Source organism: Acidobacteriota bacterium (assembly GCA_026393755.1).
Lineage (GTDB): Bacteria > Acidobacteriota > Vicinamibacteria > Vicinamibacterales > JAKQTR01 > JBAXOX01.
The window spans coordinates 1-17,201 of the sequence record JAPKZO010000021.1 but is presented as its reverse complement, the minus strand read 5'-3'; the positions used below and the strand labels follow the sequence as shown (position 1 = coordinate 17,201).

Genomic DNA, 17,201 nt, shown 5'->3' with positions numbered 1-17,201 from the left:
GCCGATGCTGCGTCTTGCCTCGGTGGCGGTTCCGGTTCCTGCAGTCGGCCTCCTCACGTACCGCGTTCCTCCAGAACTGGATGCGCCCGCCATCGGCAGCCGCGTCCTGGCGCCGTTGGGCACCAGGACGATCACTGGATGTGTGGTCTCGGTCGAGTCGGCGGACGACGGCGACGAGCGCGGGCGGAGCGGAGCAGTTCGCGACATCATCGACGTGCTGGATGAGGACGCGTTTCTGCCGGGGTCGGTCGTCCGACTGGCCTTGTGGGTGTCGGAGTACTACGCGTGCGGACCTGGCGAGGCCATCGCGGCGGCCGTTCCTCCGATGGCGTGGGTGGAAAGCCGCCGAATCGTGACGCTGACCGACGCGGGCCTTCGGCGCCTCGACGAGACGGATGGCAGTGGAGCGTCCGCGCTGCAGCATGCCGCGCTTCGCCTGCTGGTTGGAGGACGAGGGCTTCCAGTGTCGTCGCTTCGCAGCCGCCTCGCAAAGGATCTCGGCGGCCATGCGCGGGTGCCGATGAACGCGCTGGTCCGGTCGCTCGAGCATGCGGGTCTCATCTCGGCGGCCCAGGTGCTGGAAGGGGAGCGGCAGGCCTACAAGACGACCCGCGTGGTGCGCGCGACGGTCCAGGGGCTCGAAATCGCGCGCGGCCTGTTGGCGGGGGCGCCGGTCGCCGGCCTCGGTCCCAGGCAGCAGGAAGCGCTGCGCGCGCTGGCGTCGGCGCCGGACGGGTTGCCGACCTCGGCGCTGGCCGATCGACATCTGGCGTCGGACGGCCTGAGGCGCCTGGCAGCCAGAGGACTTGTCACGATTCACCGCGTGCCCCTCGATCGCGATCCGTTTGAAGGGCCATGGGGACGTGGCGACGGACTGGCGGCGGCCGAGGCGCCAGATCGCCAACTGACGACTGAACAGGAGTCGGCGCTCGAGCGACTGACCGCCCTGTGTGCACCGCCGGCCTTCCGGGTCGCGCTCGTACACGGTGTCACCGGCAGCGGCAAGACAGAACTCTACCTGCGCCTGGCGGAGCACGTGCTGCGCGCCGGGCGACGGACGCTCGTACTGGTACCGGAAATTGCGCTGACGCCGGCCACCGCTCTGGCGTTCCGGCGGCGGTTCGGTGACCGCGTGGCGATCCAGCACAGCGGGCTGTCGGATGGTGAACGCCACGACCAATGGCAGCGTATTCGCCGCAACGAGATCGACGTGGTCGTCGGCACGCGCTCGGCCATCTTCGCCCCGTTGTCGTCAGTCGGATTGATCGTCGTCGACGAAGAGCACGACGGCTCTTACAAGCAGCAGGACTCGCCGCGATACAACGGTCGTGATCTGGCCATCGTCCGCGGTCAACAGGAAGGCGCTCTGGTGGTGCTGGGGTCGGCGACGCCGTCGATGGAGTCGTTTCAGCACGCGTCGCGTGGCCGGTACGAACTGATTCCGCTCGAACGACGCGTCCTGAACCGGCCGTTGGCTGCCGTACGCACCATCAACATGCGTGACGAGTTCGCCGAGGTGGGCCCCGGCGTCATTCTGAGCCGCGCGCTCAGTGAAGCGATCGCCGGCAGGCTGAGCCGCAAGGAACAGGTGCTGCTGCTGCTGAATCGGAGGGGTTATTCCACGTCCGTGTTCTGCCGGCAATGCGGCGGGACGGTGGAGTGCCCCAACTGCAGCGTCTCGCTCGTGGTGCACGGCCGGAGCGGTGCGGCGTGCCACTACTGCAACTATTCAACGCGGGTGCCTCGGATCTGCCCGGCGTGCGGTGGCCCGTTTCTCGAGCAGCTTGGGTTCGGCACCGAACGGGTCGAGGCGGATGTGCGCGCGGCGTTTCCCGAAGCACGCGTGGCGCGACTCGACCGCGACAGCGTCAGGCATCGCGGGGCGATTCCGGACCTGCTCGATCGGTTCGGCAGGGGGCAGATCGACGTACTGGTCGGCACGCAGATGATCGCGAAGGGGCACGACTTCCCGCGCGTGACACTGGTGGGCGTGATCTCGGCCGACGTCGGCCTCGGCCTGGCGGACTTTCGCGCCTCGGAACGGACGTTTCAGTTGTTGACACAGGTCGTAGGTCGCGCCGGGCGGGGCGAAATCTCGGGCGATGCGATCATTCAGACGATCTACCCGGACCATTACAGCATCCGTCATGCGTGCCGGCAGGATTTTGGCGCGTTCTTCAAGGACGAGCTGCAATTTCGCCGGGCGATGCGGTATCCGCCGGTGGTCGCGCTGATCAACGCGGTGGTGCGCGGGCCGTCGTATGCGAAAGCCAGCGCCGATGCCGCCGATCTGGTGGCGCGCGTCGGTGCCGCCTCGGCGCCGGGTTCGGCGTTTACCGTGCTGGGGCCGGCCCCCGCGCCGCTGGCGCGGCTCAAGGGAGAGCATCGGGCGCAGTTCTTCGTCAAGGGCGCACCGGCCGCGCGCCGGGCGATGCGTGAGGCCGTGCAGCGGGCGCTCGATGCGCGCCCCGATCTTCGGCGCAAGACCACGGTCGACGTCGACCCGCTGAGCGTGCTCTGACTCCCCCCTACTTTGGTTGAATCAGATCGAGCGGCTCGATGGGAGCCGGGGTGAAGCAGAGCACGAGGATGACCAGCGCCAGGAGCGCGAGCCACCGCCTCGAGGAATCGAGCGGTTCGGTTTCGTCCCACACCGACGGATGGCGCCAGCCAAACGCGAACAGCAGTCCGATCGCCAGTAACGTCCACACGACCCACGACGCCGAGTAGAGACTCAGGCCGATCGCGAACAGCACTGCCGCGATCGTGACCTTGTGCGCATGCCGTCCGAGCACCGCGTACGCGATGTGTCCGCCATCGAACTGACCAATCGGAATCAGGTTGAGCGCCGTCGCCAGCAGGCCGAACCACGCCGCGAAGGCCATCGGGTGCATGTTGATCGACATCGTTTCCGGAGGCGTGCCCCAGACCAGCCAGCTTACCGCCTTGAACAGGAGCGGTTCTCCGAGCGACATCCCCACAAAATCCGACGGCAGCGCCACCACACGGGACAGCATCATGCCAATGACGAGGGCCGGGACGGCGACGACAAACCCGGCCAGGGGACCGGCAATCCCGATGTCAAAGAGCGCCCGCTTCGTGGTGATGGGCTCACGAATCCGAATGAAGGCGCCGGCGGTCCCGGTCAGCGGAAATGGAATGGGCAGGAAATAGGGGAGCGACGCGCTGATGCCGTAGTAGCGACAGGCCAGGTAGTGCCCCAGTTCGTGCGCGCCGAGAATCGCGAGGATCGTCAGCGAGTACCACAGGCCATTCGCGACGGCCCCAACCGTCAATGGGGAGGCACTCGCCTGAAAATCCGCTTCAAACGAGAGCCAGTGGCACGCACCGGCGAGCGTGGTGGTCCCGAGCGTGGCTGCCAGCAGCAACGCGTTCAACCACTTGCGATCGGGTCTGGGCTGCAAATCGGACACGAATGGCTCGAGGGTCTGGAAGCCAGGCCCCGGCTAGCCGAGCGCCTGAAGCTCTTTCCCGGGTTTGAATCGGATCGTGCGGCCCGGAGGAATCCGCACTTCCTTACCGGTCCGTGGGTTACGGCCGATACCGCGCTTGCGGGGCTTAACCTGGAAGACACCGAACCCGCGAAGCTCTATCCGCTCGCCTCGCTGCATCGAGATCCGCATCGTGTCAAACACCGCGTCAACGGCCATTTCGGCCTTGACCTTGGTGATGTTTGCCGCGCGAGCGACCTCGTCGACGATGTCCACCTTAATCATGCCGACTGCGCTCCCTCTCTGAACAATTGCTAACTATCATAGAAACATAGACTTAGCCTGTCAAGGAATTGGTTCGGCCTGGCACTCGGCCTGGTTTGGCTTTGAATTGATTCGGCCGGTGACGCTTTCGCGCTATGATCGGCCTGCCTCGCGAAAGGATTACACAGCACGTGCCACGGCCGCTCCCGTCCGTCGTCCTGGTGGGTCGCCCGAACGTCGGGAAGTCGACTCTGTTCAACCGCTTGGCGGGTCGCCGGCGCGCCATCGTCGCGCCGATTGCCGGCACGACCCGGGACGTCATCGCGATGCCTGTCTCGTGGCAGGGCGCGACCTTCCAACTCTGCGACACTGGCGGGTTGTTCGGCGCCAGCGCCGACCCGCTCCGGGCACTGGTTGCGCCTGGCGGTCACCGGGCGATTGCGGGAGCCGATCTCGTGCTGTTCGTCGTGGATGCGACCGACGGCAAGATGCTGGCGGACGAGGAGATCGCCGCGGCGCTCAGATCGTCCGGGAAGCCGGTCGTTCTCGTGCTGAACAAGTGCGACGTCAACAGGGCGAAGGCTGGCGGTCTGGAGTTCTACGCGCTCGGGTTCGAGCCCGTTGTCGAAATTTCGGCCGAGCACGGCCACGGCATTGGCGATCTGCTCGATCAGATTGTCGCGCACGCGTGTCACCCTGGCGGAGAAACGCCCCGACATCCCGCGCCGGCCGCAGGGGAGGCCAAGGCATCGGATATGGACGTGGAGCGGGACCTCGCCGACGAACAGATTGAAACAGCCATCGCGATTGTCGGCCGGCCGAACGTCGGCAAGTCGTCGTTGGTCAACCGGTTGCTGCGCGAGGAGCGCATGCTCGTCAGTGAAATGGCAGGGACCACGCGTGACGCCGTGGACGTCGTGCTGAGCTGGAGACAGCGGCGGTTCCGAATTGTTGATACCGCCGGAATCAGACGTTCAGGCAAGGTCGCGGGGGCCGGCGCGGTCGAGGCTGTGAGCGTGCTGCAGTCGCGACGCGCCATTGTGAGCGCCGACGTCGTCGTGCTCCTGCTCGATGCGGTCGAAGGGCCCACCGATCAGGACGGCACGATTGCGGGCGAGGCGGACAAGGCGGGACGCGGGTTGATCGTCGCGGTCAACAAGTGGGATTTGATGAAGGACAAGGGGCCCGATGCGGGCGCGGTGTTCGACGACGAACTCAAGCGGAAGCTGAAGTTCCTTGAGTACGCGCCGTTGTTGCACATTTCGGCCGTCACCGGCGAGCGCCTTCCCAAGTTGCTCGAAACCATCGACCGGGTGGCCGAAGCGCGGCGCAAGCGCGTGCCGACCGGCGAGTTGAACCGGTTTGTCGAAATGATTTCCGCCGCCAATCCTCCGGTGGTCAAGGGGCGTCGCGCCGTGCGGATCCTCTACGCGACACAGGTAGGCATCGCGCCGCCGACGTTTGTGTTCTTCACCAACATTGCGACAACGTTTCACTTCTCGTATGAGCGGTTTCTGGTGAACAAGCTGCGCGAGGCGTTCGGGTACGTGGGCACGACGGTCCGGATTCAGGTGAGGGCGCGGTCGCGGAAGCGCTGAGGGGGCTGGCGGCGACTCAGGGGTGCAGGACGGGCCGCGCGCCAGGGCGGGTGGCGTCGCAACCGGCGTGGTATACTTTTTTCATTGAAACCGTCAGTGGGGACCGTGGCTGAGACGATCGCCGAGATTCCGGATCGGGAGCTGTTCAAGGCAGCCGACGTGTGCGAGATCGCGAGCGTGCAGCCGTATGTGCTGAGGTCGTGGGAGTCGGAATTTCCGACGCTGGGCTTTGCGCGATCTCCGGGCACGCCGCGCGTCTACCGGCGGGACGACGTCGAGCGCGTGCTCCGGATCAAGCAGCTCGTGTATGGGGAAGGGCTGACCCTGGCGGGCGCCCGGCGCAGACTTGACGGCGACGCCGTGACGACCGATGATCAGAAGCCGGTGATTCTGGTGGCTGACGCCAGGCGAAGGCTGGATGGGATCAAAGGCGAGTTGCGCTCGTTGCTGGAGATGCTGGGCGGTCAGCTGGTTCATGCGGTGAAGCCGCGGAAAGCGACAGGCGCTGGACAGCCGACGCTGCTCGGGATCGACGCTGAAGTCGCGAGTGGCCGGAAGGCGCCTGCTGAGACGGTTCGGACCGGGAGCGCGCCGGCAGCGAAGACGCCGGCCTGGACGTCGCCGGCCGGGAATGCGTCGGCCGTGAAGACGCCGGTCGCGATCGAAGGAGAAAAGGGCAAAGCGGCCCGCCGAAAGGCGTGACGCGTATTGAGAACGGTTGACGTCGGGATGTAGCGCAGCCTGGTAGCGCATCTGAATGGGGTTCAGAGGGTCGCTGGTTCGAATCCAGTCATCCCGACCAGTTTCTTGAGGCGGTAGGTGACCAACAGGAAATCGCCTGGCAGGTCCTACCGCCTTTCCTCTGTACGGCCGGCAGGATGCCGCGCCTCTTTCCGAGTAAGGGCCTGAGGAAGTACTCGACCGGGGCCTGCCCACGGCAGATCGCGCCGTCCTTCCGCGGGTGACGTCAGGGAGCGACGACGACCTGCGATGAAGGGGCTGGCGACACCTCTGACGCGCACATCTTCATCAACTGCGCGTCGAGATCGCGACGTACCAGTTGCCTGAATACGAGGAAGTGCTCGCTCAGTGCGCACGTCGTGACGTAGTCGCTCAGCGCACCCGAATTGTGACGGGCAATGCTCACCAGGTGATGCCAGAACCTCCAGCGCGTGTTGCGGGCGAGACCCTGGCGCCAGAAAATGCGGATGAGGGCTGGCGCCGACCGCAGCACATCCCGGAACGGCGTCGCGGCGGTTCGAACAGGCGGCGCCACGCGCCGCTTCGCGCCCAGGGCGAGGAAGTACCGCCACGTGCGATCGAGGTACGCCCGCGGTTCGTAGAGCCTCTCAAACGCCTCCACGAACTCCCGGGCGACCTGCGAGATCGGCCGCGTCGGCGCGAAGTTGGTCAGAAACGTCTGGTTGCCGGAGGCCGTCGTGGTCGCACGAAGTCGGCCCTCGCGACTCAGTCGATCCCACAGGGCCGTTCCGGGCAGCGCCTGCAGCATGGAGACGAATGCCGTCGGAATCGAGTTGCGTTCCGCGAACTCCTCGATGCGTGCTCCGGCGCCCGTCGCCTCGCCGTCGAATCCGATGATGAACCCGGCCATCACGCGGATGCCGGATCCGGTGATGGCTTCGACCGCCTCATCGAGCGGCTGGCGGAGATTCTGATGCTTGAGCGTGCGTTGCAGGCTCTCGGCGTCCGGCGTCTCGATGCCGACGAAGACCGACCCGAAGCCGCTCGCCACCATGAGATCGAGCAGCTCCGCGTCCTGGGCGAGATCGATTGACGCCTCCGTGTCGAGACGGAACGGGAAGCCGTGCGCGCTCTGCCAGTTCACCAATTCGCGCAGCATCTCCTTGGCCGCCTGGCGGTTGCCGACGAAGTTGTCGTCCACGATGAAGATCGTGCCTCGCCAGCCGATTTGGTACAGCAGATCCATCTCTGCAAGCATTTGGGCGGGCTTCTTGGTCCGCGGGCGCCGGCCGTACAAGACAATGATGTCGCAGAACTCGCACAGGAAGGGACATCCTCGGGAGAACTGGATGGACATCGAGTCGTAGGCGGCCAGTTCCAGCAGCTCGAAGCGGGGAGCCGGCGTGGTGGTGACGTCAGGCTTCGCGCCGTTTGCGGTGAAGGTGCCGCCTGTGGCGCCCCGCGCCAGGGCTTCAAGAAACGGCTGCAGCGTCAACTCGGCCTCGTCGAGCACGAGGAAGTCGGCCCCGGCCTTGCGCAATTCGTCCGGGAGCGCGGTCGCATACGGCCCGCCGACCACGACCGGCTTATGGCGGCGTTTCGCCTCGCCGACCAGTTCGAGCATGTGCGGCTTCTGGACGATCATGCCCGACAGCAGCACGATGTCGGCCCAGGCCCACTCCGCGTCGGTGACGGGACGGACGTTGCAGTCTACGACGCGGCATTCCCAGTCGCCGGGCAGCAGTGCCGCGACCGTAATCAAACCAAGCGGAGGCATCAACGCCTTCTTGCCGACCAGCTTGAGAATCGCTTCGTACGACCAGAAGGTAGGCGGGAACCGCGGCGAGATGAGTAGACTGTGCATCGATTCGAACAGGATATCACGCCTTGTCGAGTCCGCTGAAGGCCGAAAGGGCTCCATCACGCCCGATGAGACGCGCTGCCGAAGAGGGGGCCGAGCACTCAAGGCCGGAGGTCCCGCGTTCGCGCAGCGCTTCGGTGGACACAAGTCCCTGCTGTTCTGTTGGTTGCATTCGCCCGGCGTAGGTTAGACTTCCACCGATGCGCGTTGTTGTCGGATCGATCATCGGGCTGGTCACGCTGTGGCTGGCGTTCAGGGGCGAATCGCCCGCGGCGCTCGTCGCGTCGATCCGGCAGGCCGAACCATGGTGGACGACCGCCGCACTCGCCTCGATCGGCCTGTCGCTGGCGCTGGTGACCGTGCGCTGGCAAGTGCTGTTCGGGCGGCAGAGCGGCGGGGCCCCGCGTCTGGGTGTGCTCTTCCGGGCGCAGGTTGTCGGGCAGGCGGTCAACATCGCGCTGCCCATCCGCGTCGGCGAACTCGTGCGGGTGCTCCTGGTCTACAAGACACGGGGCCAGACGCTCGAACACACCTTCGTGACCGTCGTGGCCGAGCGCCTGATGGACACGGGCGTCGTCGCGCTTGCCGCCGCATGGCTCGCGTTGCAGATCACGCTCCCTCCCTGGCTTGCAGGCTCCATCCGCATCATCACCATCGCGGGCATGATCGCCGCTGGTCTCGGCGTGGCGGCGCTGCTGGCGGGTGCGCGCGTGTCGGCATTCCTCCGGGCGAAAGTGGAAACCCTCACGCACCAGGGCGTGGCGCGGTTTGCGCGCCGTGGCGTGGCGGCAGTCGGGGAAGTGGTGCGGTTGCGTGATGTCCGAACGCTGGGCCCGGCGCTCGTCCTCTCGGTGGTAATACTGGTGCTCTCCGCGTTCACCAACTACCTGCTGTTCAGAGCGTTCCACCTGGCCATTCCTCCCGTGGCCGCGCTGCTGGTGCTGCTGGTGCTGCAGGTGGGCAGCGCGCCGGTCTCGACGCCGGGCAACCTCGGCGTGTTTCAGTACCTGACCGTGCTCGCGCTCGGCCTCTATTCCGTGGACCGCACGACGGCGGCGGCCTATTCGATGGTGCTGTATGTGATCGCCTACGGCCCGAAACTCCTCCTCGGCGCGTGGCTGCTGGCCAGAATCGCGCGCGACGCGACGATCGGTCCCGACGTGCTGGCGATGATTCGAGGCAAGCGGCGATGACAAACGCCAGTCGCGTCTCGGTCGTGGTGCCGAGCCGGAACGAGGCGACGCACATCACGAGTCTGCTCGACGCGATCCGGCAGCAGACGTACGGCGCGAGTGAAATTCTCATCGTCGACAGTTCTTCGGATGGGACGGCGGACGTGGTGGCCGCGTACTGTCGCGATCATCCGGATCTCACGCTGCGTGTCGTGCCGGTGGTGAAGGCGTCGATTCCGGCTGCGGTCAATGCGGGTGTCGGTCGAGCCACCGGAGATGTGATCGTCAGGCTCGACGGCCACTGCATTCCTGATCCCAAGTACATCGCTCTGGCCGTTTCGGCCCTCGAGGAGCGGGTCGAAGCCGGCGTGGTCGGCGGCGTATGGCAGGTGGCGCCTGGAGCGGACACACTGGTTGCCGAGGCGATCGCGCGCGCGGGTTCGCATCCGGCCGGGGCAGGGGATGCCGCGTACCGGATTGCGCATGCGACGACGGCGCGGCAGGAGGTCGACACGGTGCCGTTCGGCTGCTACCGGAAGACGCTGTGGACGGAGCTTGGCGGCCTCAACGAAGATCTTCTGACCAACGAAGACTACGAATTCAACTATCGTGTCCGCGCGAGCGGCCGTCGCGTCATCCTCGACCCAGCCATCCGATCCAGGTACTTTGCACGGGCCACGTTCGGCGCGCTGGCGCGGCAGTACTTCCGGTATGGCTGGTGGAAAGTGGCGATGTTGAGGCAGCATCCCGCATCGCTCAGATGGCGGCAGGCCGTGCCCGCCGCTTTTGTCGCCGCATTGATTGGGCTCAGCCTGCTGGCCGCCGTGTCGCAGGTCGCACGCATGGGTCTGGCGGGCCTGCTGGCGATCTACGTGGCTGTGCTCGCGCTGGCGGGCGCCGATGCGGCCAGGAAAGCGGGGAAGTGGAGACTGCTGCCGTCTCTGATGGCGGCGTTCGCGACGATCCACCTGTGCTGGGGGTCCGGAGCTGTCGTGAATCTGGCAACCGGCGGACGCTGGCCGTGGAGTGCTAGAACTTCGCTTCTCTCAGGACCAGGTTGAAGCTGCCAACAGCCAGATCCGCCTGCAACCGGAGCGGTACCTTTTTCGCGTCGTCGGAGAGCCAGAGCGACAGCGGGCGGCTGACCGACTTGCCCGCGGCATCAGTCACCATCGGCGTGATCCTCAGCGCGGACTGCGTGCCGAGGCCCGTCTTCACGCTCTCTCTGGCGCCAACCGTCGCGGACATGTAGTAGACGACGTCGCTGATGCAGACCGGCATCTTGATGGTCGTTCCCGGCGCAAGCGGCATCGCGCGCAACGCGAAGAGGGCAGACAGCGCATCCTGCGACTGCGCGGGCACCGCGATGTCCTTCTTCATGTTGGTGGAGGTCTGCATCTCGAAGAGTGCCGTCCTGCCGTCGGGGTTGAATCGCAGCGACTTCATCCGCGTTCTGCCGTTCTCGTTGCTGTAGACGGAACCGCGCTGGGACGTGAGGGTGTAGGCGTCGAGCAGCGAATCGGCCTTGTAGTACAGGGCGTACAACTTCGCCAGCATCGGCGTCGGACTGCCCTCACCGACGATGTAGTACGCCAGCGATCCGTAGGAAGGATGCTTGTCGATCACCCGCAGTGTCGCGGTGCCGGCGGTGAGATAGCCCATCGACCACGAGATGTCGTACGACAGCGTCTCTCCCGCGGCGAATGGCACGGGCCGCTCGATCTTCGGCGCCCGGACCGGGACGGCCGTGGTCTTTGCCGGCTGGCGCCTGGGGGATTGTGTTCCCTGGGGCCTCGCGCCGACCCGGGTGCCTGGTTTGGTCTGCGTGACGTCCGGAGCGGCTGCGCTGAGGCTGGCGAGTGCAACCACGCACAGAATGATGAAGGCCGCGAGGCGACGTGAAATGTGGATGTGGGCCATGGGTGTCACCCGATCATACACAACCAGCCGCTCCCCGCGATAATCACTCCGGGAGCGATCTGTCGGCGTACACAGGACGGGGGACCCGCGGGTCCCCCGGTCACCATCCAGCGGTGCGGACTGCGACGAACGCCTAGCCGTGGAGCCGGGCGTACTTCGCTTCGAGGTCGCCACGCGACTCAACGTGGTTGGGGTCCGTGACGACGCAGCCGTCCACCGGGCAGACTTCGACGCACTTGGCGGTCTCGTGGGCGCCCACGCACTCGGTGCACTTGTCGACGGCGATAACGTACACAGATTCCGCCTGGGTGATTGCCTCATTCGGACACTCGGGCTCGCAGGCGCCGCAACTGATGCAATCGGCTTCATTGATGAACATCGACATAACCGGTTTCCTCCAGATCAGTGCCACGATGGGCACGACACGACGTTGTCACTTACAGAATAGCAAATTTCGATTCTAGATCAGCACAGTAATCTTGCCCTTGGCCTTCAGCTGATCCACGAACACCTGGCTCTTCTGTTCCCGCTGCTGAGTGGCGAGGTACTCGCGAATCTGTTCCTTCACTTCGTCGAACCCGACGTCGCGCGCGGGTTTGGTCTCGTGCGACTGAATGATGTGATAGCCGAACGGGGTCTCGACCACGCCGCTCATCTGGCCCGGCTTCAGGGCGAAGACCGCCTGATCGAACGGGGCGACCATCTGGCCGCGGGCGAAGAAGCCGAGATCGCCGCCGTTCTGCGCGGAGCCGGGATCCTGGGAGAACTTCTTGGCAAGATCGGCAAGTTTGGCGCCCTTCTTGATCTGCGACAGAAGATCGGCCGCCTGCGCCTTGGCCCGGGCCTTGGTGGCGCCGTCGGCCTGTTCTTCGGCGCGGATCAGGATATGGCTGGCGTGCACCGACTCCGGCTCGTGGAAGCGGGGCTTGTTCTGATCGTAGAACGTCTTGAGATCGCCGTCCTGCACCTTGACCTGCGGCTCGATCTCTTTTTGCAGCATCTGATTCACGACCAGCGTGTCCTCCGTCTCCTTGCGCAACTGCTCGGCGGTCACGCCTCGAGACTGGAGCATCTGGTTGAACGCGGCTTCGTTGGGAAACTGCTTCTTGAGATCCCCCAACTGCTTGTCCAATTCCCACGGCGCGGCCACCAGTTTCCGCGCATGGGCCTCCTGGGCGAGCAGGTGGAACCCGATGATGCGATCGAGTACCTGGCGGTACACGGCGTCCCGCTGTTCGGGCGGCACGGCGCTCTGGGCCCGCTGTTCGAGCGTCCGCACGGCCATTTCCAGCTCTGTTCGTGTGACATTCTCGCCGTTGACCCTGGCGAGCACGTCTGGCAATTGAGCGGGAACCGGCTTGGGGGCGCCCGCTGGTACAGCGGCGGGCGCGGTCGCGGCGGCTGGCGTGGCGGCGGGAGCGGCTGCCGGCTTGGCCGCCTCCTTCTTTCCGCAGGCGGCGGTGGCAGACAGAGCAAGAACGGCGAGGACGACCAGGCTTCTCTTCACGGTAACTCCCTGAAAGACAAAAACGGATCCCACGGTACCAGACCGTCTGCCGATACGCAAGGCGCGGAGATGGGGCTGGTGTTTCGCTGTTGCGTCGAAGGCGGGAGGTTTGCTACAGTCAAAGCCGGTACACGCACCAAAGCCTTGACGTCCCATCTTTTCGATCCGCCAGAGCAGTCACATATCGCGCCAACCAGCGGCATATCGCCGCGTCAACACGAGGTGAAATAACAGCGTGTCAGTCCGGTTGTTTCTTGGAAATCTCCCTTACAGCGCGACAGAGGCCGATGTTCGGGCCCATGTCACCAGCGTCGCGCCACCGCTGTCCGTCGTTCTCCCGATGGATCGCGAAACAGGCCGCCCTCGCGGATTCGCGTTCGTGGACTACGCGGATCTGGCCGCGGCCACCGAGGTCATTCGCCAGCTGAACGGCCAGCCGTTCATGGGGCGGACCTTGTCGGTGAGCGAAGCCCGACCCAGAGAAGAGCGGGGACCGCGTCCCCCGATGGGTTCGTCGTCTGGCTTCAGCCCGCGACCGGGTGGGCCGCCCGCGTTTGGCGGCAGCGACGGCGCGCCCCGGCGAGAGCGCAATTTTGGTCCTCCCGCACCACCAAAAGGCAAGAGAACGTCGCAATCAAAGGGGCGGCCGGAGAACGCGCCAAAGGGGCCGATCAAAGTGCGCGGCGGGAACCGCGTGTTCGACGTGGACGACGCGGCGGTGGACGCCGCGGCATCTGATCCGTTCGATGATTTCGCCACGAGCCTGCCCGAGGACGTCAAGCTGGCCGACGAATCGGGGGACAAACAGAGCGACGAATAAGCTCTAAACGGGCGGATGCCGCACCGGTCTGCGCCCGCAGGTGCAGCCCCGCCTCGGCTTGCGCGTGCGTCGTGCGGTGCTCATCTTCGACGACGCGCTGAGCCCCCGCGCGTGCTCAGTCGTTTGCGAACTCCGGATACAGCGTCTTCAGACATTCCGGGCAGAGGCCTTGAGAAAATGCCCCGCCGGTGTCGGCCGTGATATGGGTGCCGGTGTCCTTCCAGTCACCGTTCTGGTCGCGGATCTTCTTACACGACGCGCAAATCGGGACGAGCCCCCTCAACCACTTGATGTCCTCTGGAGAGAGCCGCGTATCGGGCACTGTTCTTCCTCAATGGATCTCAGGAAATATCGGAACACGGTCGCATGCGTGCGCGGGGCGGACAATGGGGTAATGATGGCAGGTGCGCTCGGTGCGCTCAGTGTGTCGCACAAGGCGACAGACAGGCGACAGACGGGCTTGACGGGCGCGCGCCTCGATGCGAGAGTGTCAAGCGTGCCAATAGTTACGACCGCTGAGCTGGCCAAACGCGTGGGTTGTTCGGCGAAGTTCATTCGCGACGAGATTGCCGCGGGTCAGATTAAGGCGATTCGCATCGGCCGGAAGAACCGGTTCGGGTCGCGGCTGCTCATCTCCAAGGCGGAGGCGCATCGGTACTGCAAGAGCCTGGGCGTGTCGGACGACACGTTGCCCCCGGCGATCGCGGCGTTGTGGAACATCATGACCGCGACGCCAACAGCCGCCTGCCTCATCAAGGACGGCGTCACCGTCTCTGCCAATCGCGCTCTGGTAGAACTATCGGGGTACGCGCTGAGAGAAATGGTCGGCGTCAGGGCGTCGAATTTCACGGCGGACCCCGACCATCAGTTCTCGACCCCGCCAACGGTCGCCCGTCACGCCGACCGGGTGGCGATGCGACACAAGACTGGTACCGAGGTCGCAACCCTCATTACCCGCCTGCCAGTCGTCGCCGATGGGGCACACTACGTCCTCGCCCTCATTACTCCGGTGGATCCGTAGTTGGCGGTTCCGGGTTCGGGAGCTCTCCTTCGGCCTTGCGAAGCACGGCGGCCGGTGGGATACTCTGCCTGTTCCCTGCAGAGTCCCCCTCCACGTGTGCGGGCCGACCTCGTCTGGTGTCGCCACGCAAGGTGGTCGATCGAGCGGTTGCAGATGGAGCCGGGTTGACGTCACCAGTTTCGAACCCATGATCCCGAACGCATGAAATCTCGCGCCGAAGGTTAAGACCGGTGCGCGACGGTTCCCGGGTTCCAGGCAATGGGTTGGTGATCGCCGTCACTCCAGCAACTGACGGCGGGCAAGAAGGGTGGACGCAATGAGCACCGACGATCGCCGACCTGACGACGCCGACGGTTCGCTCGATCGCGGGCTGGCGGCGCCCGACGCCAATAAACGGGACGGTGGAGACGACGCCCGCCTGCCTCCCAGTGCCGAATGGGAAGGCCTCTTCGACAATCTGACGGACATGGTGACCGTTCATGATGGTCAGTTCAACATCATCCATGCCAACAGGAGTGCGCGTCGAATGCTGAGTCTGCCACTATCGGGCAGGCTCACAGACTCGAAGTGCTTCGCGTGTTATCACGGTACAGAGAAGCCGCCCGCCGGGTGTCCGAGTTGCCGGTGTGCCGAAACACTGGAAGAGATAGTCTCTGAAGTGTTTGAACCCCATCTGAACCGGTATCTGGAAGTTCGAGCCATACCGAGACTTGACGCTCATCGCCGGTACATCGGAGTGGTGCATGTCGTCAGGGACATCACCGAGCGCAAGCGGGCGGAGCAGGCGCAACGGGAAAGCGATGAACAGTACCGTCTGGCGGTCAATGCCACGAACGACGGGATGTGGGACATCAATTTCCGGGACGGCACCGCTCGCTTCAACACGTCGTATGTGGAGGCCTTCGGCAGACCTTCCGAGAATGAGGATCCGTGGCTGTGGTGGATCGATCACGTTCATCCAGATGATCGCGATCGGACGCTCTCCAGTTTCGACGCCGCCGTGAACGGGCCGGCCGACGTCTGGAAGTGCGAATACCGTTTTCGTCGCATCGATGGAACCTGGGCCAACACCTATGACCACGCCTACATCAGGCGCGACAGTACGGGGAAGGCCGACTACGTGATCGGGGCACTGGCAGACATCACCGAGCGCACGTCGCGCGAGGAGGAGAAGGCGCGGCTGCTGGCCATCATCGAGGAATCCCCGGATTTCATCGGAGTCGCCGACGTGCAGGGGAACCTCCAGTATCACAACCGGGCCGCGAAGCACATGGTGGGGTTGCCCGACGATGCGGACCTCTCTCATATGAAGATCGGGGACATGCATCCGGCTTGGGCCGCGAAACTGATTGAAGAAGAGGGTATCCCTGCCATCTTCAGGGGCGGAACATGGCGGAACGAGAACGTGTTGCTGCATCGGAATGGAAGTGAAATACCTGTTTCCCAGGTGCTGGTGCTTCACAGGAACTCGACTGGAGAACCGAAGTTCATTTCTACCATCATGCGCGACATCACCGCACCCAGGCGGGCCGAGGAGGAACAGGCGACACTCCAGACCCAGCTCCAGCAGGCCCAGAAGATGGAATCGATCGGCCGCCTGGCGGGCGGCGTGGCGCACGACTTCAACAACATGCTGGGCGTGATCCTGGGACATACCGAGTTGGCGCTCGAGCAGGTGGATCCGGCCTTGTCGCTCCATGTCGACCTCGAGGAAATCCGCAACGCGACGATGCGCTCTGCCGACCTGACTCGCCAACTGCTCGCCTTTGCCCGCAAACAGGCCGTCGCACCCAAAGTCCTGCACCTGAACGACACGGTGGCGGGCATGCTCAGGATGCTGCAGCGGCTCATCGGAGAGAACATCGACCTCAAGTGGCAGCCGGGTGAGGACCTGTGGCTCGTCAAGGTGGACCCGTCGCAGATCGATCAGATCCTGGCCAACCTGTGCGTCAACGCCCGAGACGCCATCTCGGGCGTCGGCAAGATGACTCTCGAAACGGGCAACAGCACGCTCGACGAAGGCTACTGCGCCTCGCACACGGGCTGCGTGCCAGGGGAGTATGTGCGGCTCGCGGTCGGCGACGATGGCTCGGGCATGACTCCCGAAACGGTGGCCCACGTCTTCGAGCCGTTCTTCACGACCAAAGTGATGGGCAAAGGCACCGGTCTGGGATTGGCGACGGTCTACGGCATCGTCAAGCAGAACTCGGGTTACATTGACGTCAACAGCGAGTTGAATCTGGGAACGACCTTCACGGTCTACCTGCCCCGCCATGTGGGAGAAGATGAGAAGGCGCGGCCCGAAGGCGCGGCAACAACGATGCTGCGCGGCGACGAGACGATCCTGCTCGTGGAGGACGAGCTGTCCTTCCTGACCCTGACCCGAAGGATGCTTGAAGAGCGGGGGTACACCGTGTTGGCGGCCAGCGGGCCGGGGGAAGCCCTCCGTCTGGCCAGGGAGCACGCCGGCAAGATTCATCTGTTGATGACCGATGTCGTGATGCCAGAGATGGACGGCCGGGCGCTGGCCACGAGCCTGCTGTCGGTTCTTCCTCTGGTTAAGTGCCTGTTCATGTCGGGTTACACCACCGATGTCATCGCCCAGCATGGCGTGCTGGATGAAGGCCTGCATTTCATCCAGAAACCGTTCGGTATCGACAGTTTGGCTGCCAAGGTCAGGGAAGCGCTGGACGCCGGATAGATCTGACTTGTCGATGGCCGCTTCGCGGGTTGGTCCGTTAGTCTGAAGTTCCGCGCTGTCGACAGTAACTGATTGCATACTTTCTGGCCGAAACCTGTATCTTTCCGTAGGTTTTGTGGGCGCATAATGTAGTCACTAAATATGGCTTGACAGATCGGGTTGGTAGCCCTATATTGTGCGTAT

Annotated in this window: 15 protein-coding genes and 1 tRNA gene; 9 read left to right on the top strand and 7 right to left on the bottom strand. The window is 64.7% G+C overall.

What is annotated here, in order from left to right; genetic code table 11:
- The first annotated feature begins 4 nt into the window (after nucleotides 1-4).
- Nucleotides 5-2,521, top strand: a complete 2,517-nt coding sequence (priA, locus tag NTV05_07895; GenBank protein MCX6544323.1) for a primosomal protein N' — start codon at nucleotides 5-7, stop codon at nucleotides 2,519-2,521.
- Between the two features lie 7 nt (nucleotides 2,522-2,528).
- Here priA and NTV05_07890 read toward each other — a convergent pair whose 3' ends face one another.
- A complete protein-coding gene (locus tag NTV05_07890; protein MCX6544322.1) occupies nucleotides 2,529-3,434 on the bottom strand; it encodes a site-2 protease family protein in 906 nt (301 codons plus the stop codon).
- Between the two features lie 33 nt (nucleotides 3,435-3,467).
- Nucleotides 3,468-3,737: an integration host factor subunit beta gene (locus NTV05_07885; GenBank protein ID MCX6544321.1), complete on the bottom strand. Its 270-nt coding sequence runs from the start codon at nucleotides 3,735-3,737 to the stop codon at nucleotides 3,468-3,470.
- A 170-nt stretch (nucleotides 3,738-3,907) separates the two neighbouring features.
- Here NTV05_07885 and der point away from each other — a divergent pair, with 170 nt between their 5' ends.
- From der to NTV05_07870, 3 genes are all read left to right on the top strand, one after another.
- On the top strand, nucleotides 3,908-5,314 hold the full coding sequence (gene der / locus NTV05_07880) for a ribosome biogenesis GTPase Der (GenBank protein ID MCX6544320.1): 1,407 nt from the start codon (nucleotides 3,908-3,910) through the stop codon (nucleotides 5,312-5,314).
- A gap of 105 nt (nucleotides 5,315-5,419) precedes the next feature.
- Complete coding sequence (locus tag NTV05_07875) at nucleotides 5,420-6,016, top strand: MerR family transcriptional regulator (GenBank protein ID MCX6544319.1); 597 nt, start codon at nucleotides 5,420-5,422, stop codon at nucleotides 6,014-6,016.
- 23 nt (nucleotides 6,017-6,039) lie between these two features.
- Nucleotides 6,040-6,116: transfer RNA gene (locus tag NTV05_07870), tRNA-Pro, on the top strand.
- 165 nt (nucleotides 6,117-6,281) lie between these two features.
- Here NTV05_07870 and NTV05_07865 read toward each other — a convergent pair.
- On the bottom strand, nucleotides 6,282-7,880 hold the full coding sequence (locus NTV05_07865; GenBank protein ID MCX6544318.1) for a B12-binding domain-containing radical SAM protein: 1,599 nt from the start codon (nucleotides 7,878-7,880) through the stop codon (nucleotides 6,282-6,284).
- Nucleotides 7,881-8,077: 197 nt separating this feature from the next.
- Between NTV05_07865 and NTV05_07860 the strand changes: the two genes are divergently transcribed.
- The gene (locus NTV05_07860) at nucleotides 8,078-9,070 is read left to right on the top strand and encodes a lysylphosphatidylglycerol synthase transmembrane domain-containing protein (GenBank protein ID MCX6544317.1); all 993 of its coding nucleotides are present in this window, start codon (nucleotides 8,078-8,080) and stop codon (nucleotides 9,068-9,070) included.
- Nucleotides 9,067-10,110, top strand: coding sequence for a glycosyltransferase family 2 protein (locus NTV05_07855; GenBank protein MCX6544316.1), 1,044 nt, complete (start codon nucleotides 9,067-9,069; stop codon nucleotides 10,108-10,110). Before NTV05_07860 ends, NTV05_07855 begins: the two co-directional genes overlap by 4 nt.
- On the opposite strand, the gene NTV05_07850 is transcribed toward NTV05_07855, so the two are convergent.
- From NTV05_07850 to NTV05_07840, 3 genes are all read right to left on the bottom strand, one after another.
- A complete protein-coding gene (locus NTV05_07850) occupies nucleotides 10,079-10,969 on the bottom strand; it encodes a DUF3108 domain-containing protein (GenBank protein ID MCX6544315.1) in 891 nt (296 codons plus the stop codon). The genes NTV05_07855 and NTV05_07850 overlap by 32 nt on opposite strands.
- A 133-nt stretch (nucleotides 10,970-11,102) precedes the next feature.
- Nucleotides 11,103-11,354 carry a YfhL family 4Fe-4S dicluster ferredoxin gene (locus NTV05_07845; GenBank protein MCX6544314.1) on the bottom strand — a complete coding sequence of 84 codons (252 nt, stop codon included), beginning with the start codon at nucleotides 11,352-11,354 and terminating at the stop codon, nucleotides 11,103-11,105.
- Nucleotides 11,355-11,429: 75 nt separating this feature from the next.
- Nucleotides 11,430-12,476: a peptidylprolyl isomerase gene (locus tag NTV05_07840; GenBank protein ID MCX6544313.1), complete on the bottom strand. Its 1,047-nt coding sequence runs from the start codon at nucleotides 12,474-12,476 to the stop codon at nucleotides 11,430-11,432.
- A gap of 235 nt (nucleotides 12,477-12,711) precedes the next feature.
- Between NTV05_07840 and NTV05_07835 the strand changes: the two genes are divergently transcribed.
- Entirely contained in the window at nucleotides 12,712-13,296 is a 585-nt protein-coding gene (locus NTV05_07835; protein ID MCX6544312.1) for a hypothetical protein, read from the top strand.
- 115 nt (nucleotides 13,297-13,411) lie between these two features.
- Here the strand turns inward: NTV05_07835 and NTV05_07830 are convergent, their stop codons facing one another.
- Nucleotides 13,412-13,618 carry a hypothetical protein gene (locus NTV05_07830; GenBank protein ID MCX6544311.1) on the bottom strand — a complete coding sequence of 69 codons (207 nt, stop codon included), beginning with the start codon at nucleotides 13,616-13,618 and terminating at the stop codon, nucleotides 13,412-13,414.
- 72 nt (nucleotides 13,619-13,690) lie between these two features.
- Between NTV05_07830 and NTV05_07825 the strand changes: the two genes are divergently transcribed.
- Together NTV05_07825 and NTV05_07820 are read left to right on the top strand one after the other, a co-directional pair.
- Entirely contained in the window at nucleotides 13,691-14,317 is a 627-nt protein-coding gene (locus NTV05_07825) for a hypothetical protein (GenBank protein ID MCX6544310.1), read from the top strand.
- Between the two features lie 316 nt (nucleotides 14,318-14,633).
- A complete protein-coding gene (locus NTV05_07820) occupies nucleotides 14,634-17,018 on the top strand; it encodes a PAS domain S-box protein (GenBank protein ID MCX6544309.1) in 2,385 nt (794 codons plus the stop codon).
- Nucleotides 17,019-17,201: the final 183 nt, after the last annotated feature.